At 69.3% G+C, this 24,257-nt stretch carries 24 protein-coding genes, 1 tRNA gene, 1 other RNA gene and 1 pseudogene; 9 read left to right on the top strand and 18 right to left on the bottom strand.

From position 1 onward, the window contains the following. Positions 1 to 135 precede the first annotated feature (135 nt). From ACFTWP_RS05570 to ffs, 7 genes are all read right to left on the bottom strand, one after another. Complete coding sequence (locus ACFTWP_RS05570; protein ID WP_380262964.1) at positions 136 to 717, bottom strand: SigE family RNA polymerase sigma factor; 582 nt, start codon at positions 715 to 717, stop codon at positions 136 to 138. A 233-nt stretch (positions 718 to 950) separates the two neighbouring features. Further along, positions 951 to 2,231: an aspartate kinase gene (locus tag ACFTWP_RS05575; protein ID WP_380262965.1), complete on the bottom strand. Its 1,281-nt coding sequence runs from the start codon at positions 2,229 to 2,231 to the stop codon at positions 951 to 953. Positions 2,232 to 2,617: 386 nt separating this feature from the next. Further along, positions 2,618 to 3,271, bottom strand: coding sequence for a DUF5063 domain-containing protein (locus ACFTWP_RS05580; protein WP_380262966.1), 654 nt, complete (start codon positions 3,269 to 3,271; stop codon positions 2,618 to 2,620). Beyond that, complete coding sequence (gene recR / locus ACFTWP_RS05585; RefSeq protein ID WP_380262967.1) at positions 3,264 to 3,863, bottom strand: recombination mediator RecR; 600 nt, start codon at positions 3,861 to 3,863, stop codon at positions 3,264 to 3,266. The genes ACFTWP_RS05580 and recR overlap by 8 nt, the downstream gene beginning before the upstream one ends. Positions 3,864 to 4,242: 379 nt before the next feature. Then, entirely contained in the window at positions 4,243 to 4,584 is a 342-nt protein-coding gene (locus tag ACFTWP_RS05590; protein ID WP_380262968.1) for a YbaB/EbfC family nucleoid-associated protein, read from the bottom strand. 289 nt (positions 4,585 to 4,873) lie between these two features. Then, a complete protein-coding gene (locus ACFTWP_RS05595; protein WP_380262969.1) occupies positions 4,874 to 7,111 on the bottom strand; it encodes a DNA polymerase III subunit gamma and tau in 2,238 nt (745 codons plus the stop codon). Positions 7,112 to 7,204: 93 nt separating this feature from the next. Then, positions 7,205 to 7,295, bottom strand: an RNA gene (gene ffs / locus ACFTWP_RS05600) — signal recognition particle sRNA small type. A 131-nt stretch (positions 7,296 to 7,426) separates the two neighbouring features. Between ffs and ACFTWP_RS05605 the strand changes: the two genes are divergently transcribed. Together ACFTWP_RS05605 and ACFTWP_RS05610 are read left to right on the top strand one after the other, a co-directional pair. Continuing rightward, a tRNA-Ser gene (locus tag ACFTWP_RS05605) sits at positions 7,427 to 7,511 on the top strand. Between the two features lie 246 nt (positions 7,512 to 7,757). Next, a complete protein-coding gene (locus ACFTWP_RS05610) occupies positions 7,758 to 8,861 on the top strand; it encodes a hypothetical protein (RefSeq protein ID WP_380262970.1) in 1,104 nt (367 codons plus the stop codon). A gap of 84 nt (positions 8,862 to 8,945) precedes the next feature. Here the strand turns inward: ACFTWP_RS05610 and ACFTWP_RS05615 are convergent, their stop codons facing one another. Further along, positions 8,946 to 9,071: a hypothetical protein gene (locus ACFTWP_RS05615; RefSeq protein ID WP_380262971.1), complete on the bottom strand. Its 126-nt coding sequence runs from the start codon at positions 9,069 to 9,071 to the stop codon at positions 8,946 to 8,948. 336 nt (positions 9,072 to 9,407) lie between these two features. After that, positions 9,408 to 10,619: an IS701 family transposase gene (locus ACFTWP_RS05620; protein WP_380263091.1), complete on the bottom strand. Its 1,212-nt coding sequence runs from the start codon at positions 10,617 to 10,619 to the stop codon at positions 9,408 to 9,410. A 215-nt stretch (positions 10,620 to 10,834) separates the two neighbouring features. Here ACFTWP_RS05620 and ACFTWP_RS05625 point away from each other — a divergent pair, with 215 nt between their 5' ends. Then, a complete protein-coding gene (locus tag ACFTWP_RS05625; protein WP_380262972.1) occupies positions 10,835 to 11,272 on the top strand; it encodes a DUF559 domain-containing protein in 438 nt (145 codons plus the stop codon). Continuing rightward, positions 11,269 to 12,255, top strand: coding sequence for a hypothetical protein (locus tag ACFTWP_RS05630; protein WP_380262973.1), 987 nt, complete (start codon positions 11,269 to 11,271; stop codon positions 12,253 to 12,255). Before ACFTWP_RS05625 ends, ACFTWP_RS05630 begins: the two co-directional genes overlap by 4 nt. 219 nt (positions 12,256 to 12,474) lie before the next feature. Here the strand turns inward: ACFTWP_RS05630 and ACFTWP_RS05635 are convergent, their stop codons facing one another. Genes ACFTWP_RS05635 through ACFTWP_RS05650 form a run of 4 tightly spaced genes read right to left on the bottom strand, consistent with a single transcriptional unit; the run spans position 12,475 to position 15,166 of the window. After that, entirely contained in the window at positions 12,475 to 13,956 is a 1,482-nt protein-coding gene (locus ACFTWP_RS05635; protein WP_380262974.1) for a ThiF family adenylyltransferase, read from the bottom strand. Beyond that, a complete protein-coding gene (locus ACFTWP_RS05640; protein ID WP_380262975.1) occupies positions 13,946 to 14,446 on the bottom strand; it encodes a hypothetical protein in 501 nt (166 codons plus the stop codon). The genes ACFTWP_RS05635 and ACFTWP_RS05640 overlap by 11 nt, the downstream gene beginning before the upstream one ends. Next, positions 14,443 to 14,886, bottom strand: coding sequence for a hypothetical protein (locus ACFTWP_RS05645; RefSeq protein ID WP_380262976.1), 444 nt, complete (start codon positions 14,884 to 14,886; stop codon positions 14,443 to 14,445). The genes ACFTWP_RS05640 and ACFTWP_RS05645 overlap by 4 nt, the downstream gene beginning before the upstream one ends. A 16-nt stretch (positions 14,887 to 14,902) precedes the next feature. Then, on the bottom strand, positions 14,903 to 15,166 hold the full coding sequence (locus ACFTWP_RS05650; protein WP_320437638.1) for a hypothetical protein: 264 nt from the start codon (positions 15,164 to 15,166) through the stop codon (positions 14,903 to 14,905). Positions 15,167 to 15,317: 151 nt separating this feature from the next. On the opposite strand from ACFTWP_RS05650, the gene ACFTWP_RS05655 reads away from it, so the two are divergent. From ACFTWP_RS05655 to ACFTWP_RS05665, 3 genes are all read left to right on the top strand, one after another. Beyond that, positions 15,318 to 15,851, top strand: coding sequence for a helix-turn-helix transcriptional regulator (locus tag ACFTWP_RS05655; protein WP_320437639.1), 534 nt, complete (start codon positions 15,318 to 15,320; stop codon positions 15,849 to 15,851). Then, a complete protein-coding gene (locus ACFTWP_RS05660; protein ID WP_380262977.1) occupies positions 15,848 to 16,399 on the top strand; it encodes an ImmA/IrrE family metallo-endopeptidase in 552 nt (183 codons plus the stop codon). The genes ACFTWP_RS05655 and ACFTWP_RS05660 overlap by 4 nt, the downstream gene beginning before the upstream one ends. A gap of 553 nt (positions 16,400 to 16,952) precedes the next feature. After that, positions 16,953 to 17,894: a DUF4365 domain-containing protein gene (locus ACFTWP_RS05665; RefSeq protein ID WP_380262978.1), complete on the top strand. Its 942-nt coding sequence runs from the start codon at positions 16,953 to 16,955 to the stop codon at positions 17,892 to 17,894. 8 nt (positions 17,895 to 17,902) lie between these two features. On the opposite strand, the pseudogene ACFTWP_RS05670 reads toward ACFTWP_RS05665, so the two are convergent. From ACFTWP_RS05670 to ACFTWP_RS05680, 3 genes and pseudogenes are all read right to left on the bottom strand, one after another. Further along, positions 17,903 to 18,117: pseudogene (locus ACFTWP_RS05670) on the bottom strand (site-specific integrase); the annotation flags it as partial. A 38-nt stretch (positions 18,118 to 18,155) separates the two neighbouring features. Then, positions 18,156 to 19,781: an integrase gene (locus ACFTWP_RS05675; protein WP_380262979.1), complete on the bottom strand. Its 1,626-nt coding sequence runs from the start codon at positions 19,779 to 19,781 to the stop codon at positions 18,156 to 18,158. A gap of 607 nt (positions 19,782 to 20,388) precedes the next feature. Next, complete coding sequence (locus ACFTWP_RS05680) at positions 20,389 to 20,820, bottom strand: winged helix-turn-helix transcriptional regulator (RefSeq protein WP_380262980.1); 432 nt, start codon at positions 20,818 to 20,820, stop codon at positions 20,389 to 20,391. Between the two features lie 94 nt (positions 20,821 to 20,914). Here ACFTWP_RS05680 and ACFTWP_RS05685 point away from each other — a divergent pair, with 94 nt between their 5' ends. Further along, positions 20,915 to 21,265: a DoxX family protein gene (locus ACFTWP_RS05685; RefSeq protein ID WP_380262981.1), complete on the top strand. Its 351-nt coding sequence runs from the start codon at positions 20,915 to 20,917 to the stop codon at positions 21,263 to 21,265. Between the two features lie 390 nt (positions 21,266 to 21,655). On the opposite strand, the gene ACFTWP_RS05690 is transcribed toward ACFTWP_RS05685, so the two are convergent. Together ACFTWP_RS05690 and ACFTWP_RS05695 are read right to left on the bottom strand one after the other, a co-directional pair. Continuing rightward, the gene (locus ACFTWP_RS05690) at positions 21,656 to 22,585 is read right to left on the bottom strand and encodes a PhzF family phenazine biosynthesis protein (protein ID WP_380262982.1); all 930 of its coding nucleotides are present in this window, start codon (positions 22,583 to 22,585) and stop codon (positions 21,656 to 21,658) included. Next, positions 22,585 to 23,166 (bottom strand): carboxymuconolactone decarboxylase family protein, encoded by a 582-nt coding sequence (locus ACFTWP_RS05695; RefSeq protein ID WP_380262983.1) that lies wholly within the window; start codon positions 23,164 to 23,166, stop codon positions 22,585 to 22,587. Before ACFTWP_RS05695 ends, ACFTWP_RS05690 begins: the two co-directional genes overlap by 1 nt. 141 nt (positions 23,167 to 23,307) lie before the next feature. On the opposite strand from ACFTWP_RS05695, the gene ACFTWP_RS05700 reads away from it, so the two are divergent. Further along, complete coding sequence (locus ACFTWP_RS05700; protein WP_380263092.1) at positions 23,308 to 23,598, top strand: winged helix-turn-helix transcriptional regulator; 291 nt, start codon at positions 23,308 to 23,310, stop codon at positions 23,596 to 23,598. The last annotated feature ends 659 nt before the right edge of the window (positions 23,599 to 24,257 follow it).

The following is a 24,257-nucleotide window of genomic DNA, read 5'->3' on the forward strand; positions in this document are numbered from 1 at the left end:
GCCCCCGGACCCCCTGCTCGGGGGTGCCGGGGGGCCCGCCCCCCCCCCGCCCCCGGGCCCCCCGGGGCGGCCGCCGGCGGGGGCGCGCCCGGCCCGGAGGGGTGGCCGGGCGCCCGGCAGCACGGCGGTCGTCGGTCACTGCCCGGCCTCCATCCGCACCCGTAGCGTGGCCAGCCCCCGCGACCCGTACGCCTTCACCGAGCCGAGCGAGATGCCCAGGGTGTCGGCGACCTGCGCCTCCGTCATATCCACGTAGTAGCGCAGCACCAGCACCTCCCGCTGACGGCGTTGCAATCCCCGCAGCGCGGCCTTGAGTTGGTCGCGCTCCAGCGCATCGTAGGCGCCTTCTTCTGCACTGGCCATGTCAGGCATCGGCTTGGGCAGCAGTCGCAGGCCGAGGATGCGCCGGCGAAGCGTGGAGCGGGAGAGGTTCACCACCGTCTGTCGCAGGTAGGCGAGGGTCTTCTCCGGCTCGCGGACCCGCCGCCGGGCCGCGTGCACCCGGATGAAGGCCTCCTGGACCACGTCCTCGCAGGTGGAGAGGTCGTCGAGCAGCAGGGCCGCCAGCCGCAGCAGGGAGCGGTAGTGGGCCTGGTAGGTCTCGGTGAGCAGGTCTTCGCTGGTACCCGCCGTGCCGGCTGCGACCGCCGCCATCCTGCTGTCTGCGGGCCTATCCACCGGTCGCGGAGCATGCGGCGACAGTGTCGCGGCAGCCATCGCCCCGACACCGATCCCTACCCCGACTACGTTCGCCACGCCCGTTGGACACTCGATCCCCTGTCATGGTTGCCCAGCTCGCGGCCTATTCTCCCGCATACGTCGAATCCCCCTCCAGGGGTGGGAGGGGGATTCTGACAGTCAGTCTCAAAAGAGGGCCGAAAGAGCCGGGCCGCCCGGTCCGGCCGCGCACGGCGAACCGGGCGGGCGGCGGCCCGCGGACCGCCCCGGGTTCAGCGCCCGGTACCGCCGTAGACCACGGCCTCGTCGGTGTCGCTGTCCAACCCGAAGGCGGAGTGGACGGCGCGGACCGCCTCGGGGACGTCCTCGGCGCGGGTGACGACCGAGATCCGGATCTCCGAGGTGGAGATCAGCTCGATGTTGACGCCGGCCTCGGAGAGCGCCTCGAAGAAGGTCGCGGTGACCCCCGGGTTGGAGCGCATGCCGGCGCCGACCAGGGAGATCTTGCCGATCGCGTCGTCGTAGCGCAGCGACTCGTAGCCGATGCCCTCCTTGACCCGGCCGAGCGCGTCGATGGCCTTCTGGCCCTCGGCCTTCGGCAGGGTGAAGGAGATGTCGGTCAGACCGGTGGCCGCCGCGGAGACGTTCTGCACCACCATGTCGATGTTGACCTCGGCGTCCGCGATGGCGCGGAAGATGCGGGCCGCCTCGCCCGGCTTGTCCGGCACTCCGACGACCGTGACCTTGGCCTCGGACGTGTCGTGGGCGACCCCGGAGATGATGGCCTGCTCCATCTCGCCCCCTTCGGGCTTGGTCGGGTTGGTGCTGCTGACGATGGTCCCCGGAAGACCGGAGAAGGACGAGCGTACGTGAATCGGGATGTTGTAGCGGCGCGCGTACTCGACACACCGGTCCAGCAGCACCTTGGAGCCGGACGACGCCAGCTCCAGCATGTCCTCGTACGCGATCCAGTCGATCTTGCGGGCCTTCTTGACCACGCGCGGGTCGGCCGTGAAGACGCCGTCCACGTCGGTGTAGATCTCGCAGACCTCGGCCTTCAGCGCCGCCGCCAGGGCGACGGCGGTGGTGTCCGAGCCGCCGCGACCCAGGGTGGTGATGTCCTTGCTGGACAGCGAGACACCCTGGAACCCCGCCACGATCGCGATGTTGCCCTCGTCGAGGGCGGTGCGGATCCGGCCGGGCGTCACGTCGATGATGCGCGCCTTGTTGTGGACCGAGTCGGTGATGACCCCGGCCTGACTGCCCGTGAACGACTGGGCCTCGTGACCCAGGGATTTGATCGCCATGGCCAGCAGCGCCATGGAGATCCGCTCTCCAGCGGTCAGCAGCATGTCGAACTCACGGCCGGCAGGGATGGGTGACACCTGCTCCGCGAGTTCGATGAGCTCGTCCGTCGTGTCGCCCATCGCGGACACCACGACGACGACCTCATGGCCGGCCTTCTTGGTGTCGACGATTCGACGGGCCACGCGCTTGATGCCCTCGGCATCCGCAACGGATGAGCCGCCGTACTTCTGCACGACAAGGCCCACGTGCGCTCCTCGACTTGTGTCGGTTCTCCGGTGGCCGGGTCAGCCGCGGGTGGCGCCTGTCGGCCGCCGGACCCCCGGTGTGCGGGGTTCTGCGGTCCGCGCCAGTCTACCGAGCAGGGCGGGCCCGCCAGCCGCTTTCCATATGATGAGACGCCCGTTTCACCTGGTGGTCAGCCGTCCGACGCCCCGACGGGCAGGTCTGCGGACCGGTCCGTGCGGGCCCGGAGAATCGGCGGGCGGCGAGGGGCCCGTCCCGGAATTCTTTGACCGGCCCACGCCGAAAAGTTTTTCCGAGGTCTGCGTCACAGTCCGCCCGAAGACGCCTTCCGAGCGCCTCCCGAGCGCCTCCGGGGCCCGCCGGGCCCCGGCGGAGCCCCGTCCGGCCCCTAGAGCCCGAGCTCCGCCGCCATCAGATCGCCGGCCTGCTGTTCCAGCTGCTCGTCCGTCAAACCGTCGTCGTCCGTGTCCGCGCCGTCCGCAGCCGCACCGATGGGGCTGTCCAGCCGGACGTGCGCGATCAGCGACTGCAGCGCGCGCAGCACCGCCGTACAGGTCGAGCCCCAGTTGGACAGGTAGGAGAACTGCCACCACCAGAGCGCCTCGCTGACCCGGCCCTCGCGGTAGTGCGTCAGCCCGTGCTGCAGCTCGCTGACCACGCCGGCCAGGTCGTCCGAGATCCGGAAGGCGTTCGGCTTCTCCGGCGGCCCGTACGGGTCGAAGACCTCGTGGTAGACGTCGATCGGCGCCAGCAGCTCCGCGAGCCGCTCGCGCAGCTCCACGCCGTCCGGTTCCGGGCCCGCGTCGGGCTCGAAGCGGTCGTCCGGCACGACGTCCTCGATCGCGCCGAGCCGGCCGCCCGCCAGGAGCAGCTGCGACACCTCCAGCAGCAGCAGCGAGACCGCGCTGCCGGGCTCGTCGCCCTTGGCCACCTCGGTGACCGCGAGGACGAAGCTCTCCACCGAGTCCGCGATCTGCACCGCGAAGTCGTCCGGCTCCGAACCGTGGGCGTGCGTGTGGGTACCGTGCGTCTGGTCAGACATCGAGCAGTCGTCTCCCTTCGAAGGCCCGGCCGAGGGTGACCTCGTCCGCGTACTCCAGGTCCCCGCCGACGGGCAGTCCGCTCGCCAGCCGGGTCACCCTCAGGCCCATCGGCTTGCACAGCCGGGCCAGGTAGGTGGCGGTCGCCTCCCCCTCCAGGTTGGGGTCGGTGGCCAGGATCAGCTCGGTGACCGTGCCGTCCGCCAGTCGCGCCAGCAGCTCGCGGATCCGCAGGTCGTCCGGGCCGACGCCCTCGATCGGGCTGATCGCGCCGCCCAGCACGTGGTAGCGGCCGCGGAACTCCCGGGTGCGCTCGATGGCCACCACGTCCTTGGACTCCTCGACCACGCAGATGACCGTGAGATCGCGGCGGGGATCCAGGCAGACCCGGCAGCGCTCGGACTCCGCGACGTTGCCGCAGACCGCGCAGAACCGGACCTTGTCCTTGACCTCCAGCAGCGCGTGCGCCAGCCGGCGGACGTCGGTGGGGTCGGCCTGCAGGATGTGGAAGGCGATCCGCTGCGCGCTCTTGGGCCCGACGCCGGGCAGCCTGCCCAGTTCGTCGATCAGGTCCTGAACCACGCCCTCGTACAACGTCGCGCCTTCCCTCGTCCTTGCCCTGCGGTCCCGTCCGACGGTCCCGGTGGTCGGCTGACCCGGTGGTCCGCCGAGCCGCCCGCCGGTCGGGCGGGCATCCGGACCGTCCCGGTCTCCCGGCTCGTCCCGGCTTCCCGGTACCGCCGCCGGTGGTCCGGTGCCATCATCCAACGAATCGGGCGCCGGACACACCGTCCGACGCCCGACTCCCGCACAAATCACACATTGCCGCCGCGATGGTCACCCGCTGTTCGACCCGACGGCGACCCGACGGCGACCCGACGGCGGCCCGACGGCCCGACGGCCACCCGACCGCTCGACCGCTCGACCGCTCGACCGCTCGACCGCTCGACCGCTCGACCGGATCGTCGGCCGGTCAGAACGGCAGGCCGGGGATCCCGCCGCCGCCCAGCCCCTGGGTGAGCGGACCCATCCGCTCGGCCTGGATCTTCTGGGCCGCCTGGTTGGCGTCCCGAACGGCCGCCAGGATCAGGTCGGCCAGGGTCTCGGTGTCCTCCGGGTCCACGGCGTCGGGCGCGATCGTCAGCGCCACCAGCTCACCCGCGCCGGTCACCGTCGCCTCGACCAGGCCACCGCCCGCCGAACCGCTCACCTTCGCCTCGGCCAGCTCCTGCTGGGCCCGGGCGAGCTCCTCCTGCATCTTCTGCGCCTGCTTCAGCAGCTGCTGCATATTGGGCTGGCCACCACCGGGGAACACGGCTCACTCCTGCCTGGGTACGGACGTCCGGTTGCCGGACTCGAAACACGCCGCCCGTCCGGGAGCACCCCTACGGCGGGGCTCCGCACGGCGGCGTACGTCACTGGCGAGCCTACGTGCTGCGCCCGGACGGCGTGGCTCCCACCCGGCGCGGGATCCGCTCCGGCCCGCCCCCCGCCCGCGCCGGGCCGCCTCCGGGCCGGGGCGGCTTCCCCGACCGGTAGGCGGCGAACGCCGGAAGGGCGGCCCGTCGGGAGGCAGGCCCGCCAGGTCCGTCGGGCCCGTCGGCTCAGCCTCCCGTGTGGTGGATCTCCTCCAGGATGGTCGCGCCCAGCTCCCGGATGATCAGCTCCTGCCCGGAGAACGCCTGCTCCTGCGGGGCCGGCGCGTCGTTCTCGGACATGTCGTCCTCGGGCCCGGCCCCCGGACCGGAGGCGGGCGCGACCGGCTGCGACGCGCCCTGGGCCGGCGGCCGGCCCTGACCCTGCTGCCCCTGGGCGGACGCCTGGCCGTAGCCCTGCGCCTGCTCGTAGCCCTGCGTCCGACCGCCGGCGTCCTGGGCCGGCGCAGGCCGGGCCGCCTGAACCGGCTGCGCGGGCACCGGCGGGGCCGGCGCCGGAGCCGCCATCGGCGAGAACCCGGCGGAGGCCTGCGGCGCCTGCGCCTGCGGCAGCGGCCCGGGCGCGGCCGAGGCCGCATGGGCACCGCCGCCCCACCCACCGCCACCACCGGCGGCGGACGCGGGCGGCGGCGGTGCGCCGCCGCCACCCGACGGGTCGACGATGCACTCGATCCGCCAGTCCACACCGAGCGCGTCCGCCAGTGCCTGCTTGAGCACGTCGTCGCTGTTGCTGCTGACGAAGCTGTCCCGCGCGCCCGCGTTGATGAAGGAGACCTGCAGCACGCTGCCGTCGAAGCCGGCGACCTGCCCGTTCTGGCTGAGCAGGATCCAGGTGAACCGGCGGCGGTTCTTCACCGCCTCCAGGATCTGCGGCCACATCTGCCTGATCTGCGCGGCGCCCTGCGCAGCCGCGGCGGACGGCTGCCCGCCGCCCGGCTGCGCCGCCGCCGGAACCGGGGCGGGCGCCGGAGTCGGAGCGGCGACCGGAACCGGGGCGGCCGGCTGCGTGACCGGGGCGGGCGCGCCGCCACCCGGCGGGAAACTGCGCGGGATCGGCCAGGCCCCCGGCGCCGGCCCGGCCGCGGGGGCGGGCTCGGGAACCACCGGAGCGATCGGGGCGGCCGGTGCGGCCGGCTGGTACGCCGCGGGCCCGGGCGCCGGCTGCTGCAACGGCGCCGCCACCGGGGCGGCGACGGCCGGCGGCAGCGCCGCGGCGCCCGGCGGCAGCTGGCTCGCGAAGCCGCCGGCAGCCGCCCGCCGCTCCAGCTTGTCGAGGCGCGCCTGCAGCGAGAGCTCGTCGCTGTACGCGCCCGGCAGCATCACCCGGGCGCAGATCAGCTCCAGCTGGAGCCGGGGGGCCGCGTTGCCGCGCATCTCGGTCAGGCCGGTGTTGACGATGTCGGCCGCGCGGCTCAGCTCGGCCGCCCCGAAGGAGTCCGCCTGCGCCTGCATGACCGCGACCCGGTCCGCCGGGGCGTCGATCAGGCCCTTCTCCCCCGCGTCCGGCACGGTGGCCAGGATCACCAGGTCCCGCAGCCGCTCCAGCAGGTCCGTCACGAACCTGCGGGGGTCGTGACCGCCCTCGACCACCCGGTCGATGACCTGGAACACCGTCGCGCCGTCCTGGGCGGCGAAGGCGTCCACCACCTCGTCGAGCAGCGCCGAGTCCGTGTACCCGAGCAGCGCCGTGGCCATCGTGTAGGTGACGCCGCCCTCGTCCGCGCCCGCCAGCAGCTGGTCCATCACCGACATCGAGTCACGCACCGACCCGGCGCCCGAGCGCACGACCAGCGGGAACACCGAGTCCTCGACCTGGATGCCCTCGCGCCCGCAGACCTCCGCGAGGTAGTCCCGCAGCGTGCCGGGCGGCACCAGCCGGAACGGGTAGTGGTGGGTCCGGGAGCGGATCGTCCCGATCACCTTCTCCGGCTCCGTGGTCGCGAAGATGAACTTCAGGTGCTCCGGCGGCTCCTCCACCACCTTCAGCAGCGCGTTGAAGCCGGCCGAGGTCACCATGTGCGCCTCGTCCAGGATGAAGATCTTGTACCGGCTGTGCACCGGCGCGAAGAAGGCCCGCTCACGCAGGTCACGCGCGTCGTCCACACCACCGTGCGAGGCGGCGTCGATCTCGATCACGTCGATCGACCCGGGCCCGCCCGTCGCCAGGTCCGTACAGGACTGGCAGACCCCGCACGGCGTCGGCGTCGGCCCCTGCGCGCAGTTCAGGCAGCGTGCCAGGATGCGCGCGCTCGTCGTCTTGCCGCAGCCGCGCGGGCCGCTGAAGAGGTAGGCGTGATTGACCCTGTTGTTGCGCAGGGCCTGCTGGAGCGGAGCGGTCACGTGCTCCTGCCCGATGACCTCGGCGAAAGTCTCGGGGCGATAGCGGCGGTACAGGGCTAGGGACACACCACCGACGATATCGGGACGCACGGACAAACGCGGCGTCCCGCAACCCCGGACCGACCCGGCCCCGTGCCCGGCCACCCCGCCGGGGAACGCAAAGACCCCCCGTGCACCCGCCAGAGCCCTCCTACCCTTGCTGCCTTCCGGCCCTGGGGGGGTTCAGAGAGATAACGCCACACGAGGGGCTGCCCCCAGAGTAGCGGATCCCGGGCCCACCTCCTACCGCCCACCCCGCCTTCCGATCCGCAGGCCCCCGCCCGCGACCACCTGCGGATAGCTGGTCGCGAGCACCCCCGAACATGTACTAAGCTCTCCCACGGAGGATTCGCCTAGTGGCCTAGGGCGCACGCTTGGAAAGCGTGTTGGGGGCAACCCCTCACGAGTTCGAATCTCGTATCCTCCGCACCCGCCCGCCAGGGCAAACGTAAGGCCCCGACCGCACTGCGGTCGGGGCCTTCGTCGTCTCGTGGTCTCAGTTTTGGTCTCAGTTGCAAATTTTTGCTCTCTCGCCGGACAGCCCTGGCCTTCCCGTGGTCTCATCCGAGGACGGTGGCGGTCCTTGCGATGCCGGGCAGCGTCACTAGCCCCCTCCCGCGCCTGCCTGGCCACGCCGCCGCGGCCGGCCTGACCAGTTCGACGGGATCAGCAATTGAGCAAGATCGACCCGATAGCTCGGGCCCAGCAGATGCGGGATCGCGGCACAGAGCCCCAGATCCCGTATCCGGGTGCCGACAAGCCGTGGCCCGGTGTCTGCCACGCGCGCGGGCACGTCACCCTGTCTTCCTACTCGAGCGTCGTCACCAAGGGCCAAGGTCCCTGCAAAACCTGTGCCCAGATCAACAACTCTCGGAAAGCCGCCGAGAAGCGTCGCGTGGAGCCAGAAGTGGCCGTGGCGAACATCCTGAGGGCCAACGTAGAACCGCTCGAACCCTTCTCTGGCACACAGAGCACCTGGCGATGCCGGTGCAACGATTGCGGCCGTGAGATCGACGTCTGGTACAGCAGTGTCGTCTACGCCGGCAACGGGGCATGCTCCCACTGCTCGTCCTCCGCTCCAATCCCTCCCGACGAAGCCTGGGACGAGATGCTCACCCTGGGCCTCGAACCCCTGGTGCCCTATCCAGGCGTGAACGAGCCCTGGCGCAGCCGCTGCCCGACATGTACGAAGATCGTCGACCCGAGCCTCACCAACGCTCGAAAGACGAAGTACAAGTGCCGGTTCTGTGCCAGGCGGGCCACCGACCCGAACACCGCCACGGAGATCATGAAGGCTGTCGGACTGGAGCCGCTCGAACCGTTCCCTGGGAACGTCACCACACCCTGGCGAGCCAAACACCTCGCCTGCGGAAGGATCGTGAGCCCAACACTGGACAAGGTGACCCAGCGACGCCGGGCGCCTTGCAGCAGCTGCGCCCAGCACGGTTTCCAGCCAGATAGGCCCAGCTACATATACTTGATCATCCACGCCGGTCTCGCTGCAGGGAAGATCGGGATCTACAACGAGAACAGCGGTCGGCTTCGCGCCCACCAGCTCAACGGGTGGACCCTGATTGCGCAGGAACTGCTCCCAGGTCATCTGGCTGCCAAGGCCGAGGTGCTGATCCTGGATCTGTGGACGGGCCTTGATCTGCCACTCGGCGCAACGAAGGACGACATGCCGCAAGGCGGATGGACCGAAACAGTCGCACTTGTTGACCGAAGCATCGCCAACCTGCTGAACGACTTCACCACGGCAGTCGATTCTTGCCGATGACCCGTGGGAGCGATGGTGGCCCCGACACGCCGGTCGGGGCCACCATCGGCAAGGATCAAGGGACTTCGCCATCGCCAGGCGCTTCTAGCCCGCAGCGCTGCCGCCCCACAGCGCCTCGCCGATCTTCTTGCCGACGTCGTTGAGCATGGGCTCGGTGACGTGCTGGTAGCGCTGGGCCATGGCGGTCGAGGACCAGCCCATGATCGCCATGACGATCCGCTCCGGCACGCCGAGCAGGAGCAGAATAGTCGAGAGAAAACACGAAGCCCCCGGCGCTACGAACACCGGGGGCTGATCGGAAACCTCGCCACCGCCCATCCCAGGACAGTCGAGCTAGTACTCCAGCAGCGGTTCGCTATTTCTGCTGGTCAGGGGCCATGTTCTGAGTGTAGTCGGCTGACGTGGCGCCAGGGGCGGGTTCGGTGCGGAGGTCATCCAGTAGGGTTGTGCGGCGCCGGTAGTGGCAGTGTCGGGCCACGGCCTGGCGTCTGCGCCTCCAGAGGGACCAGGCCAGTGCGAATTCCAACATGTCTCGCTGAACTTGCCTTACTGAGTTGCTAGTTGCCAGGAGTCGGCGGACTTCTGCCACGGTGAGCGGCGCCAGGTCGCGGGAACCGTTTCTGCAGCCCCCTTTGCCGCCGCGTCGGCGGTCATCGCGGCGAGGAAGGCGTGGGCAAGCATGGCCAGGCTGATGTGCCGGTACCAGCCCGGATAGCGCCGGACCTCGTACTGATCCAGGCCGCACTCGTTCTTCGCGGCCTGGAAGCACTCCTCGATCGCCCAACGGGAACCGGCGACACGGACCAGGTCGGCGACGCCGGCGCTGATGGGCGCGTGGGCAAGGTAGTAGGCGAGCTCGTCGGGGCGGCTGATGCTGCGGCGGGCCAGGACCCAGCGACGGTGAGTGGGCTCGTCGCCGTCCAGGTAGGGGTTCTCGGGCAGCTGGGCGGCGGCCCAGTCGTAGATGCGGGGGCCTTTGGCGCCGTCGCCGCAGGACAGCCGCTGCCAGGCGTCGTCGGGTGCCTCGGCGATCAGCCGGTCGATGCGCCAGAATCCAGGCGACGACATGACCTGCTGGGATTTCGGCACCGCCAGCACGTAGCCGACGCCGGCCTCCTCGATCATCCGGCGGAACTTCCACTCCAGGCCATAGGCAGAGTCCGCAGTCACCCAGGCGATGGGCAGCGAAGATCCCAGCGCACGCAGGATCATGGCCCTGGCCAGCTCGCCCTTCGTCGCGAACACCCGGTCCTCGGGAATCCGGGCGGCCCGGCACCGCTCCGCGTCATCCGTCCAGGACTTAGGGAGATACAACTCGCGGTCGACCAGGGCTCTTCCTTTTGCCGAGGCGTAGGCGGCGAACACTCCGATCTGGCAATTTTCTGTGCGGCCCGCGGTCCCGGAATACTGGCGCTGAACACCCGCCGACGTGGTGCCCTTCTTGATGAACCCGGTGTCGTCGATGATCAGCACGCCGCCCTCGCAGCCGAGACGCTCGGCAACGTAGTCCTGCAGATCGTCACGGATGTCCTCCGGGTCCCACCGGCACGAGGCGAGCAGTCGCTGTAGGCCGTCCGGAGTGGCGTGACCCGCGTACTCGGCCAGCTGCCAACCGTTCTTCCTGCCGACCGGCCCCAGCAGCCCGCGGATGTAGTCCCGCATCCTCCGGCGAGGCTCGGCCCGCGCGAACCTGCCACCAACCCGCAGGAACAACTCCTCGAGCTCCGCCCGCCACTGCCCAGAACCAAGATCCTCGATCACCCGAGGAGACTGCCCAGAGGCATCACACCCACCCGTAAACCACCCTGCTGGATGACCTCCGCACCGAACCCGCCCCTGGCGCCACGTCAGCCGACTACACTCAGAACATGGCCCCTGACCAGCAGAAATAGCGAACCGCTGCTGGAGTACTAGGGCGGACCGGGTTGCCCCCGGAGCCGCCGAGTGAGGAATCGCCATAAAAGAGGGTCTTCTTGGAGATCAGGCGGCGCGGATACCACGTCCTTCCCCAGTGGGAGGTCGCCGGCAAGTTCATCGACCTGGTCGTGGTCGGGGAGAACGCGCGGCTGGCCGTGGAGTGTGACGGCAGCCCTCACCACGCCAGCAGCAAGAAGCGCCAGGAGGACTACGAGCGTGAGCGGGACCTGCGGCGTGCGGGATGGACGTTCTGGCGAGTGCGTAGCAGCGAGTTCGCGCTGGCACCCGACCAGGCTCTCGCCCCCTTGTGGCGCAAGCTCGCAGCGCTCGATATCCAGCCGGGCACGGCCGGATTCGAACAGCTCGCCTCCGACGGGGCGAGCACCTGGAACCCAGTCGCCTTGTACGACGAGGCACAGGACGCGGTTGTTGATGACGAAGCGACCGATGACGAGGATCTGTCCGCCGATGACGCCCGAGGAGACCTGACATGAGCCAGTCGTTCGACGAGAGCGTCCTCATCAAGATCGCCTACTTGATCTGCGGCGACGATTCGCCGCTGCTGTACCGCAAGGGCTACGAGATCGCCGAGTTCCTGCGCCGCGCGAAGTGGGAGGACGTCCCCGACCCCGACGGCACGCCGCGGCACCAGTGGACGCTCGGGCTGCTTCGCGAACGCCAGGAGGCGGGCGAGGGCGATGCCCTGAAGGCGGTGCTGCGACTCGCCGACCAACGTGAGTACGTCGGACAGCCACGCGAGTACAAGGCCACTGTCGCCCGGCTCGACGAGGTTCTGGCCCTGGAAGGATGTCGAATCGGCTACGCGGAGGGACAGCCGATCCTCGTACCGGTCGAGGCCGGTGCCAACGAGCCGGTGCGGATGCCCAGGGTCGAACTGCAGGTATCCGTCTCGCAGGTCATCAGTGACCCAGCGTTGGCAGCAGCAGTCCAGACCAGGCTCGACGAGGCGCACACGTGTTACGAGCACGGTGCGTACACGGCAGCCGTGATCATGCTGGGCAGTCTCCTGGAAGGGGTTCTCGTGCACGTCGCCCAGGTGCGGGCAGTTACTCGGACGTTGAGAAAGCAACCGAAGGACATGGGCCTGAAGGAACTCGTCGATCTCGCACACGACAACGGCTGGATCGAGCACGACGCGAAGCTCGCTTCGGAACTCGTGCGGCATTACCGCAACCTGGTGCATCCAACGGCGGAACGACGAAACGGACACGGGCCCAACCGCGACACGGTCGACATGTGCTGGCCGGTTGTCAACGCAGCTCTCAACGACCTGGTTGCCACCACGTCGGCTGCACCCGCCCGGCCGGCGCCCTCAGCCCCGCCCGTCTCCGGGACGAATCACCCGACCCCGGCATCCGTTGCCCGACCTCGACGTCCTTCCGGGCCGACCGACGGACGGCCGAGCCGTCCGCGTGCCGGGGCGGGGCCCGCACGGCCGACGACGAATCCTGGATAACCCGCAGGTTCGAATCAGATGCGTCGGCGATCTCCGCATGCCACTTCGGTAGGCATTGCCACAAGCTCGGTAAGGGCTACGGCGCTCCCAGTCCCCCTGCAGGCTGTCAGCACTCGTGGATGGTCCATCAAATGCCGCCCGAAATAGGAACAGGGCGGCATTTTGACACGCAGTGATTACTACTAATTGGAGAACAGCCGACAGCCCTTGAGCTCGGCGTCAACCGCGCGTGCGCCAGGTTTCTCGGACGTGGCTGATGAGGTCGGCGTCCTTCTGGCACGCACATTCGGGGGCGGGGGTCCAGTGGTCGGTCATCTGGTCGGGTCGGGGGCCGAATCGGGTGTCGTACTCGATGCGCCGCGCGGGTCCGGTGATCAGGCCCGTGCTGCGTGCGATCCAGGCGCCGACGACCAGGCATGCGGCCTGCTGGGCCACGAACGCGGCCGAAGGGCGGAAAGCGTCGTCGGTTCCGCCGCTCAGTTCTGCCGAGTTGATCAGCCCGCATACCGGCCGGCCGAGAAACTGTCGCACGAGTTCCTGCTGTTGGTCGTCCAGTCCTTGCAAGTCCTGCTCGGTTAGCAGTTCCTGTCCGCGGGCGATCCGTGCGAGCGGGAGCCCGGTCAGTTCGTGAAGGCGCTGTTCAGCGCTCATCCCGGAGTGGTCGGCCTTGTAGTAGCAGCGCAGGCAGGGGCCGGTGGGCAGCGCTTCGTGCAGGGCGACGGTGGTGCCGACCGGGCCGCCGGTGCTGCCGTCCAGGGTGAGGTCGGCGTGCAGGCGTTGCAGGTCGTGCCGAGCGTCGATGCTGTCCAGTCCGCCGAGGACGGTTCGGGGCCAGGGCAGGGTGCCGGTGTCGACGGCCTCGATGGAGTCCTGGATCGTCCCGTGGAATGGGTTCACCTCGATCCGCCGCAGGCGCGCGGCGATCAGCCGCACCTTCGGCAGGAGCGCGGCCGCGTCGGCCAGGGTGCCGATGCTGTAGGAGGTGACGTTCGGCTTCTCGAAGACCTCCCTGTCCACCACCGCCAGCTCGCCGGAGACCCGCAGCAGGTCCAGGACCAGGGCGATGCCGGTGCCGATCGCACCGCCACCGCCCAGCAGCACCCGCTCCAGGGCGGGCGGCGGGGCGACGGCGGTCCCGGGCTGCTCGCCGGGTAGAACGGGGCAGAAGTCCATCACCGGAGTGACCTGGAACTTCCCCTCCGGCAGCCCGGCGACGACCTTGAACGCCTCGCCGGCCAGCATCGCCGCAGTGAGGACCGCGCCCAGACCGCTGCCGGGCGCGTTGAGCCGGGGGAAAGGATGGCCGGCGTGCCGAAGTCGGGCCCCGTGCCCGTCCGGTACACCAGCCACCGCGACGTCCGGCGGCGGTTCGGTACCCACGTGCAGACGCAGCGGCGCTTCGCCCAGGGGCTCGCCGATGCGAAGCGGCCGGTCCGGGTCGATCCCGGCTGCCGTCACCACCAGGTGGCGGACGAGGGCGTCGTCGAGCCGCCCCGGCTCGCGGCCGGGTTCCAGGCTCAGCGGGACCGGCCACCGGCGCAGATCGGCCACCAGCACTCCAAGGGTCTCGGCGACCGCGGGCAGACGCCCGTCCGCGGTCAAGTGGATGGGGCTGCCCTCCATCCGCTCTCGCAGGGTGGTTTCGTCCACGCCAGCGGCCAGGCAGCCCAGGCGCACGCTGCGGCTGTAGTCAGTACGCACGGATACCCTCCTCGTCGAACAGCACCGTCAGCACCGGGGGCAGTGCCTCATCGACAACCGCGGCGGCGCAGGGCAGCCAGTCCCGGTCGAAGCGCCACCACCCCCACGACGCCGGGTCGGCGGGCGGCGCCGCGTAGTTCGGGACGACGGCGCTGACGAACCCCGGCACCCGCAGCGAGTACAGGCGGTCGGTCCGCGACAGGAAAGCCTCCTCCGGGTGCGAGTGGATCATCGCCCGCGTCCGGTAGGACCGCTCCTCGGCGAAGGTGAACAGCCGGTCATACGCGACGGCGCTGACCGTGAACAGCCCCGGGCCCCGCACGATCCCCGCCGTCCCGGCCATCGCCACGACCAGGACGCCCAACTCCGACGGCCCGGTCAGCAGCAGCGCGCCGGTCTCCTGGTCGGTCAGCCCGTGGCGTCGGATCTCTCGGAGCACCGGGTCGACCGCACCAGCCGGCAGGACCAGGCTCCTCGTGTCGGCGCTCACCCGGCACGCCTCCCGTCAACGCGGTCGATGTCGCCCTGAATGTTCTCCACCACGTACAGGAAGGGGTTGCCGGTGCTGCGCCAGGCGTGCGGCCCGGTGCCCCACTCGGGGTGGAGCTGCTGGCCCTCGGCGGTGAACGGCTTGCAGACGTCGTTGGGGCCGCAGCGGTAGCCCTCCGCTACCGGCCAGACGCGGGGCTCCCCGGTCGTGGGGGTGCCGACCGACTCGACGAAGACGAGGGAGGGCGGCCGGTGCGGGTAGACCGTCCACTCGATCCGGGCGACGAACGCCGCGCGCTCGCCGTTGGTCGGCTGAACCTCGGCCCAGAACAGGCCGTCGGGGTCCTGGTCGCGGCGGTGGAGACGGCCAGCGGTCAAGGCGAGGAACTCCTCGACCGCCGGGACGTCGCCCGCCAGCCGCAGACGGCTCTCGAGATCCACGACTGACTCCCGGGCCTCAGCCGTTGGTGGTCTTGGTGCGCAGGCCCAGGTGCAGGGCCTTGGCGTGCCCGGCTAGCTCGCCCACCGTCGCCTCGGGCGGGACCTCGTGCCCGTCGTGGAACAGGTAGTAGCTGGTGGTGCCGTCGCTGGTGAAGCCGAAGTCGGCCATGGCGTCGGACAGAACGGCCGCGCCGGTCACCTGCGGGGCGTAGTCGTGCTGGTACGGGTGCCCGGCGAGGGACGAGGTCACCGTGGTCTTGACGGTGTTGGGCTGAGGCATGTTGATCTCCTTGGTCGTTCGGAGTGTTGAAGGAAAGCTCCACTGATTCAGCAAAGCATCACTGGGTCGCCAGTGGCTGGACTCAGTGTGATCACCTCGGAGCGATGCAGTCAAGCTTCATCGCCATATTGGTGAGCGCTACGCTGCCCGTATGAGCCCCGACCGGAGCCAGCTCTCCCTCCCAGACCTCGAAACGACCGGGCCGGATGCTGTCGAACAGTTCGACATCGCCGAGCTTGGGCGTCTCCTCAAGGAGCGCCGCGGCCCCCTGTCCCTTCGGCAGGCCGCCGCCGAGGCAGGCGTCAGCTTCAGCACCCTCACCCGAGTCGAAGCCGGCGCCCAGCCCGACCTCGCCACCTTTACCCGCCTCTGCGCCTGGCTCGGTGTCCCCCCGAGCCGCTTCTTCACCCCGACCGCGACCCGCCAGATCTCACCTCTCGACCAGGCCATCACCCACCTCCATGCCGACCCCCGGCTCACCGGCAACGCGGCGAACAAGATCAGCTCCGTTCTGCGAGACCTCTACGACGCCCTCGCCAAGGAAGCGGTCCCCGCCGTCCCCGCCCTCGCCTGCCACCTCCGCGCCGCCTCGGTATTGCGCCCCGGCGTCCCCCAGCGGCTCGCCGACCTGCTCACCGATATGAACACCGAACTCGAACGACTCGTCGAAGCGGGAGAACTGTGACTCTCCCCCGAGGCTTCAAGGCCAACGCCGAACGAGAAGCCCTCCGGCTGCGCCGCGAACTCAACCTCGGCGACACCGACGCCCTGGACGTCGACGCCCTCGCCGGACACCTCCAGGTCAAGATCATCAGTGCCGAGAAGCTCGTCCCCCGCGACCGCCTCGAAGACCTGGAACGCGTCCAGGCCTACGCCTTCTCCGCCGCGACCTTCCAGATCGCCGACAGGAACATCATCGTCACCAACCCGCTCCGGACCCCGGGCCGCAGGGCCAGTGACGTGGCCCACGAGCTCGCCCACCTCGTCCTCAAACACGATCTCACCGAGATCCGCGAAGTCAGCGGCATGCCCTTCAGGACCTGCCGCCCAGACGAGGAGGAGCAGGCGACCGCCTTCGGTGGAACCCTGATGCTGCCCCGGCCGCTGCTGCTCAGCGCGGTCCGCCGTCAGTGGGGGCCGGCGCAAATCGCCGAGCACTACGGCGTGACCGAGGAGATGGCCCGCTACCGGTACAACACCACCGGAGTGGCCAAACAGGTCCGCACCCACTGACCGTGCTGGAGGCGCGCGCTGTTGGTCTGCCCCGTACCACCGGGACGTGGCTCGGGAGCGGGCGAGCGGCCACAGTGGCACCCCGCCCTGGTTGCATTTTTGGTTGCATTCACCCCCGTCCGACGCCGTTCGGAACCCAGTTAGCCTGCTGCTCCGCCGCAGGTCAGGACCCCTACGGCCGCCCCCGGACGGCCGGGCGGACAGTTGGAAAGCGTGTTGGGGGCAACCCCTCACGAGTTCGAATCTCGTATCCTCCGCCGACCATGGCCCGGACCGCTCAGCGGTCCGGGCCATCGTCGTCTCGTGGTCTCAGTTGGAGTCTGGGCGCTGCCACCACTCAGCGGTCTCAGGACACTAGGCAGGGAAGGGCCAGGGCTTCACACTGACCAGTCGACCATGGCCAGCGAGCACGCCCCAACCAAACTGGCCCAAATAGCGGACCACTGCTGGAGCGCCGGAAGGAGCGAGCTTTACGGCCCTGTCGGTCCGACCGCCTACGCTTAGTGCCCTTGTACATCGCCGCGTTCCGGAGCACGTCGGATGGGGATGCTCTGTGCCCAATGTTCATTCCACCCACCTGGTCGACCGGGCCGGTGTATCCCGAGCCGCCTACCTGGTGTCCACGCAGTTGGGCTGGCTCTTCCGGGAACAGGAGACGAGCGACATCGGGGTCGACGCGCACCTTGAGGTGGTGGACAACGCAACCTTGAGCCCCGGCAACGTCGGCCTCGGGACCGGTCGACTCCTTGCCGTTCAGCTCAAGTCGGGGGCCAGCCAGTTCACTTCTCCCGGGGAGGGCGGCTGGTGGCACTACTGTGACACGCGGCACGTCATGTACTGGCACAAACACTCGCTCCCAGTCGTCATCATGCTGTTCGATCCCGTCACTGAGCAGATTTTTTGGCAGCACGTCAATGGCGAGACACTCGAACTGGCCGGCCAGAACTACAAGATCTTCGTCCCTGAGACCCAGCACTTGAACGCATCCTGCGCCGAGACACTCAGCGAACCCGCACGACGCCACACCGAAGCGAGCAACTCCCCGACGAATCCGGATCGGCCGGAGGAGGCCCGAAGGAAGTCCATCCGGCTCGCAGATTACGAACTGGCGGGCTCCATCGATCTGCTCTCGGCAAGCACCGGGGAAGGCGTCGCCGGGGCAAAGCCGCGCGACTTCCGGGCGGCATTCGCGAACCGGCTCCGCTCCCTGCGTCGCCTTGCCAGTTCGCCGAGTGTGGAGTTCCTATCGGCCAGAACCGGGTACGAGGAGAACAAGATCGCCGCCTACCTGGAAGGGAGCGCGCTTCCCGGGCGCGGCCGAATGGTCGCGATCGTCACTACACTCATCGAGCACGCCCGCAGCCGAGGCGTCGAAGTGCCCGACCACTTCCAGGACCTCGAGGCCTGGGGACGGATGCAGCGGGTCGCGAGAAAGCCGGGAATGCAGAAGATCGTGAAGAACAAGGCAATCGCAGGATCTATCAAGAACAGCTAGTACTTCCGCTCCGCCACGCCGAGCAAGAGAAGAACGGTCGAGGCGGTGTGGCGAGCGCCATGGAGGCGGCCATCACGGATACCGGCCTCCCATAGGAGCCGCTTCCAGTGGTGATAGTCGGTGCCGGGTTGACCGGCGCGCCGGTCGCCGAGGTGGAGACGTAGTCCTTCTCCGTCCAGAGGCCCCGCGCGAGGGCCCGCTGACGGTCCTGGATCTCCTTTTGACTGGGAACACCAAGCGGGCAGCAAACGGACCTGCCCGTCAATGGCGGCGAGGCTCCAGTAGCTCAACCAGACTCAGGCCGGTCTCGCCGTTGACGAGCCGGAGGGCAACCTCAGCGCGGGCAGCCAGGTCAAGGGGTTCAAGCCCCTCGGTGTAGTAGGCGTGAACGACACGGTCCAGTCCCGCACCGATCAAGGGCGCGGCGGTACGCAGCGACGCCTCCAGTGCGACTCCATCGATGGAGCCGCCATGCAGAATGATGTTTCGCGTCCGGTACAGCCTCCGCAACGCAATCCGGAAAGCCTTGTTGACTTGCTGCAGTTGCTGAGTGGGGTCGACGATCAAGGCGGCCATGCGGTCGGCGGCAGCACTGTCGGAGAGTTTGGTGTTCTTAGTCAGCGCGAGAGCACCGGCGCCACCGGTCTCGAGCGCCTCCACGATGAGCTGGCAGCAGCGCAGGTTGGTGTCGGCCGCAGCAACCGCTGTGGAGAGGGCGTCGGGTTGGACGGGGGCGTGCCGGTGGGCAAGGGTGGTGAGCTCGGCGCGGGGCCAGGAGCAGGCGAGGATAGCGGCCAGCCGGTCGGCTGCGACCGCCTTTCCGGAGCGTTCCTCGCCTTTCGGGTCATCCGGATGTGACAACAACGACTCGACGGCGGCCCAGCCGCCGGCGACGGCCGGGGTTAGCGCACCACGATTGACCGCAGCCGCCAGCTCCAGGGCGTCGTCGATGCGGGTCCGGTGGCCTTCCACCTTGTAGAGGTGGCCTTCGTGGACAAGAGACAGAACGTCCGCCCCGCGGGCAGGAGGACTGAGCGGCACCGGGGTGCGGTGGCCTGCGACCCAGATGGACTGCAGGGACGCGACCCCTCCGCGGTCCTTGCGCAGGAACTCAGCCCGTGCGGTCATCCGCTCCAGCAACTGGCGAGCCTGGCCAGCCGCGCCATAGGCGTCCCAGGCGCGAACCGTGTAGACGAACCCGCCGCCGGCCCGGAAACCAGTCGTGTCGTGTCCGTTCTCCCTAAGCCACGCAACTACCGCGCCCTTGTTGCGCCAGTTCGGCAGCGGCTCAGCCAGGTCGCGGCGGGGCACCTTGTCCAAAGCGATCAGCACCTCGAAGTCTCGCCTGCCCTGAGCCGCCAGCTCGGCGGCCGCGAGAACGACGTCCACCGTCGTCGGAGCGGACCGGGCGGTCTGACGAGCCCAGGCCAGTAGATAGCTGCTGCTATATCCGAGGTCCAGCAGGTGCGCAGCCACGGTGCGGGATAGCCGCTCCGGCTTGACCGAGCCGGCCTTGACGGCGTCGGCCAACCGCTCCAGGTAGCCCTCCCGGGCGTATTCGATGATCACCCTCAGACGGCGGTGCTCGGGGCTTGGATCCACCAGCGAGCGCTTTAGCAGTTCGGTGATCTCCTTGCGCAGGTCCTTCTCGCCGAGCCCGCGGTCCGGGCCGATCAACGCGCTCAGCTCATTGCGCTGCCAGTCACAGGCCGTGGACGACAGCACGTTGCGGGCCTGCCAGCGGCAGGCTTCCCACAGCTCCTCAAGCGCAAGGACGGAGCCAACATCCCACAGGCGCCGCGGCCACGGCGTTCCCGCGTCCTGAAAGTAGTCGACCATACGTGCCAGGACGTGCTGGGCAACCATGTCCACCGCTGGAGAGCTCACCGCAGCACTCTAACGAGGCCACGCATCGCCTTCCTGCGCGGTCCATGCTGGTGTGCTACCGTCTAAGCAGACTTAAAGGAGCACTCGCCACATCCTGGCCACTGCTCCTTTTTTCTTTACCGACGCCTGTCTGTTGCCTAGATCAGACTGTGCCATGCCGCTCTCGCGACCGCGCAGTCCCCTCGATGCATGTGGCCAGCGGCCTGTGGGGCCCAAGAACGCGAATCGCCACCCACGTCAGGTGCGATGATCAGGGCCCAGGGCACGGATCGTAGTCTCAGTTCTGGTCTCATTCACGGCCATCCGCTGGGGTTCAGCCGATGGCCCCGGACTCGCTTCGCCGCAGGTCAGGACAGTGACACACCCGCCCAAACAGCGCTGAGGAGAATTGGAAAGCGTGTTGGGGGCAACCCCTCACGAGTTCGAATCTCGTATCCTCCGCCGGCAGATGGCCCGGACCGCTCAGCGGTCCGGGCCATCGCCGTCTGCTGGGACGGACCGGTAGGCCCGGCCCGGACGAAATGGCTTCCGCCGCGGCGTTGTCGTGACAGGAACCGACCCGGCCGGACCGAAGGAGCTCGCCGCAAGCCCCTTCGGCACATGTCGATCAGAAACGGTTCAGGTTCTCATCAGCAGGAGTGCTCTTCGCCAGGGTCGCCTGGCCCGCCTCGGGGGTTCTGGCCGCGTTGGCTGCTTCCCGGAAGGTGACGACCGCCTCGCCGTTCTCCCGCGCCCAGGCGGTGAGCAACCTGATGGGCTCCTCCAGGGTTCGTCCTAGATCGGTCAGGCTGTATTCCACCCGCGGCGGCGCCTCGGCATACGCGTGCCGCTCGACGAGCCCGTTGGCCTGGAGCCGGCGCAGCGTCTGAGTCAGTACCTTGCGTGAGATGCCGCCGCTCAGCTCGACCAGCTCGCCGTGGCGCAACGGGCCGTCGGTCAGCGCGAAGAGCGTGACCATGGACCACTTGCTGGCGATGATCTCCATGGCCAGGAGAGCGGGGCAGTCGGCGAGGAAGGCGATTCCGGGTCGCTGGCTCATGCCCGAAGGTTACCTGTAGGTACCTATCGGCCGCCTATCGTCGTCGAGGTGCGCACGTCCCTTGCTCGCCTCTCGCACGATTGAGGTTTCAGCCGTGTTCGTCTCCCTTGCCGTCGTCACTGCGTTCATGTCGGCCGTTCTCCTGGTATCGGCCGGGGCCAAGTCCCTGCGGACGCGGCACATCACCGAGCAGATGTCCACCCTCGAAGTGCCGCAAAGCATGATGGCCTTCCTGATCGGCGCTCAGGTCGCGGGCGCGGCCGGTGTGCTCGCCGGACTCTGGTGGGGACCCGTCGGAATCGCCGCCGCGATTGGCCTGACGCTCTACTTCGCCGGGGCGGTCGCCTCCCACCTGCGAGTCGGCGACCGCAAGGGCGCGCCTCCGGCGGTGCTCCTGACCATGGCCTCCGTCGCCCTGATCGCACTGCGCGCCGCCACCCTCTGATCCGCCGAGAGCACCGGGCCGGTCCGACACGGCTGTCCGGTGCTCGGCCCGTGGTCACCGGCCGCCATCAGCTCCGGTGCGTCGTGGCGTGACGGTAGGCCAGTGGTGACAGGCCCGGAATCGGCCGCCCGAGCGCTGGCACCGTGGTCTCGGTTCAGGTCTCGTTCACCCCATCCAACCAAGTTCGGTCGCCGACGGGCCACCCGCCCCGCTGCAGGTCAGAACGGGTACGAACCCCGGCGGACGGGGTTCGGGAGATTTGTAAGGCATGTTGGGGACAGCCCCTCGCGAGTTCGAATCTCGTATCCTCCGCCAGCTGTACCGATGACCCCGACCGCTCAGCGGTCGGGGCCGTCGTCGTTCGCTGGCTTCCTGTGCCGGTGACGGCAACTACCCTGGCAGGCGGAGCACATGCCTGGTCTTTGCGGCGCTGATGACCTCGATCAGCGGGCCCGACGAGGTATGGCGTGGCCTGGCGGTGACGGTGGAGGGACTGCTGATGGCATCGCCCATGTCGACGGCGATCCCGGTCACGCCCTGACGGGCGACAAGATGGGCAGCCAGGCAGGCGGAACTGTTCGCGTTTGCGATGTCTTCCGGTACGCCGATCGACGGGGCGAACATGCGGGCCGCGACACGGCCTGTGGCCGCCATCGGGGAGTGGACGAAACAGCCAAGGAGACCCAGGCGGTCACAGGCGGCGCTGAGCCGCTCCGGGGCCGGGTCCAGCACGGCGAGAGCGGACCGGGTGGTCACGGGGATGATCAGCCGTGGGCGTCCCAGTGTGGCGATGCAGACTCCTGGGGCAAGCGCGGCCGTGGGGATCCTCAAAGCGGGGAGTATCAGAGCGAGTTCGCCTGCGGTGGGCTCACGTAGAGCGACCGGCCCCACCTCGAAGGCCACTTCGACGGACGACGCCTCGCGGACTGCGCGGCCGGCAGTGCGGCGCCCTGACACGCGAAGGGTGGCTCGGTACTCCCTGCCGTCTGCGCGCTCGGCAAGGAAGGCCAGGGCGGCTACGGTGCCATGGCCGCACGCGGGCAGCTCCCCCTTCGCAGTGAAGAAGCGTGCCGAGATCTCGGGCCGGTCGCGCCCGCCGCTGTCCGCCCGATCGCGGTCATCCGAGAGGAAGACCGCGTGGGACGTGCCTACCCGAACGGGCACGCCGCGGCGCTCGTCGTCGGTCAGGGGGCTGCCGGTTACGGATGCCTCGTCCAGGACCGCGGTCGGGCTGCCGCCACCGCCCCCGCGCAGGCACGCTTGCACCAGCGTAACGGGCAGATCGCGGCGGCCTGTCGGATGCCCGGAGGGGCGACTCATCAGACGCCGGGGAGGATGTCGGGGAGCACGTCGGCGAAGCGAGGTGCGTCGGGCTCGTACGGCACACGCGCGGCTCGCGCGGCGAAACTGACCGCGTGGTACCAACCGCACAGCAGGAGCAGGTCGAGCAACTGGACGTCGTCGAAGGCCGACGCAAGCCGTGCCCACAGCGCGTCGTCGATGTCGGAGTCCTCGTGCAGCGCGTCGACGGCGAGGATGAGCAGCCGCTCCCGCTCGAACATCCAGCACTCGTCGGCGGGCCCGCCGTGGACCAGCGACGCCGTCTGCTCGCGGGTGAGGCCGACTCGCTCGGCGTAGACCATGACGTGCACGCCCCACTCGTACTCGCAGCCGCACCGCGCGCACGTTCGGTCGATGACGATCTCGCGCTCCCGCATGGTCAGGGCCAGCTGCCTACCCAGCTCGTACCGGCCCCACCCGTGCATGGCGGTGCTCATCGGCAGGTTCCTGGCAAACATCCGGAACAGCCCGATCGGCGGAACTCCCGCAGGCATCATGCTCGCGAGCTGTGCGCCGACCTGGTCGGTGTACGGCGGCTCCAGCGGCGCTATCCGCGACATCGTCCCTCCCGTCTCATGTGTTTCTGATTCAGAAACACATGAGACGGATGCTAGTGTTTCGGATAACGAAACACAAGGAGGGTCATGCCGACACCGCATCCCGGAACGCCGGTTCGCGGCTCGACAACCGGCCGCCCGGTCATGGCCGCCATGGACCTGTTCGGCCGCCGCTGGGCGCTGCGAATCCTCTGGGAGCTGCGTGCGGGCCCGCTCGGCGCCCGCACGCTCCTCGCCCGATGCGAAGGCCTGTCGTCCAGCGTCCTCTACCAGCGACTCCGCGAACTCACGTCGAACGGGATCATCGCCCCCGCGGCCGACGGTTACGAGCTCACCCCACTGGGAGCTTCCCTCGGCCACGCCCTTCGTCCGCTAGACGAGTGGGCGATCGCGTGGGCGCAGGCGCAGGACGCCCGGCCCGAACAGACGGACTGACCCTGGCCCACTGCCCGCTACGCCCCCCGGGGGGAGCTCGCCGATCTCACCCCCTCCTGCCCTGGTTGCAGTTCTGGTTGCATTCACCCTCGTCCGTCAGCGTCCGAGGCGCGACGATCGATTCGCCGCGACGCAGGTCAGGACACACGCGGGCGCTCCCGGACAGCCGGGCGAACAGTTGGAAAGCGTGGTGGGGGCAACCCCTCACGAGTTCGAATCTCGTATCCTCCGCACCCGCCCGCCAGGGCAGACGTTGGCCCGGACCGCTCAGCGGTCCGGGCCAACGTCGTCTCGTGGTCGCAGTTGCCGTGCCCCACGACCTTGAGCGAAGCCAGGCACGGCAGGACCGAGCCACAGCTCACCGGCCCCACGCTCGTACCGGCCGGGATCGACTCACAAGCAGCGGCGGCAGTGACCCAGCGGGGGCATGGGCCCACGTGCGCCAACACGCCTCCACCAAGGGCCAACAGGGAAGCGTTAAGCGGTGAGGCTTGGACATCGCCACTTCTGGCGGCTGGGCAGCAGCACCCGAGAATGGCACAGCGGAATGGCACAGCACCACCTACTCCTTGCGCGCCCACCGGAAGAGGCTGGGCCAGAACCTCTCATCACTCTCCAGAGTCCGCGCGGCCGTGGTTCGGGGCGGGAGCCTGTGCACA

This window comes from Kitasatospora sp. NPDC057015 (genome assembly GCF_042673745.1).
Taxonomy (GTDB): domain Bacteria; phylum Actinomycetota; class Actinomycetes; order Streptomycetales; family Streptomycetaceae; genus Kitasatospora.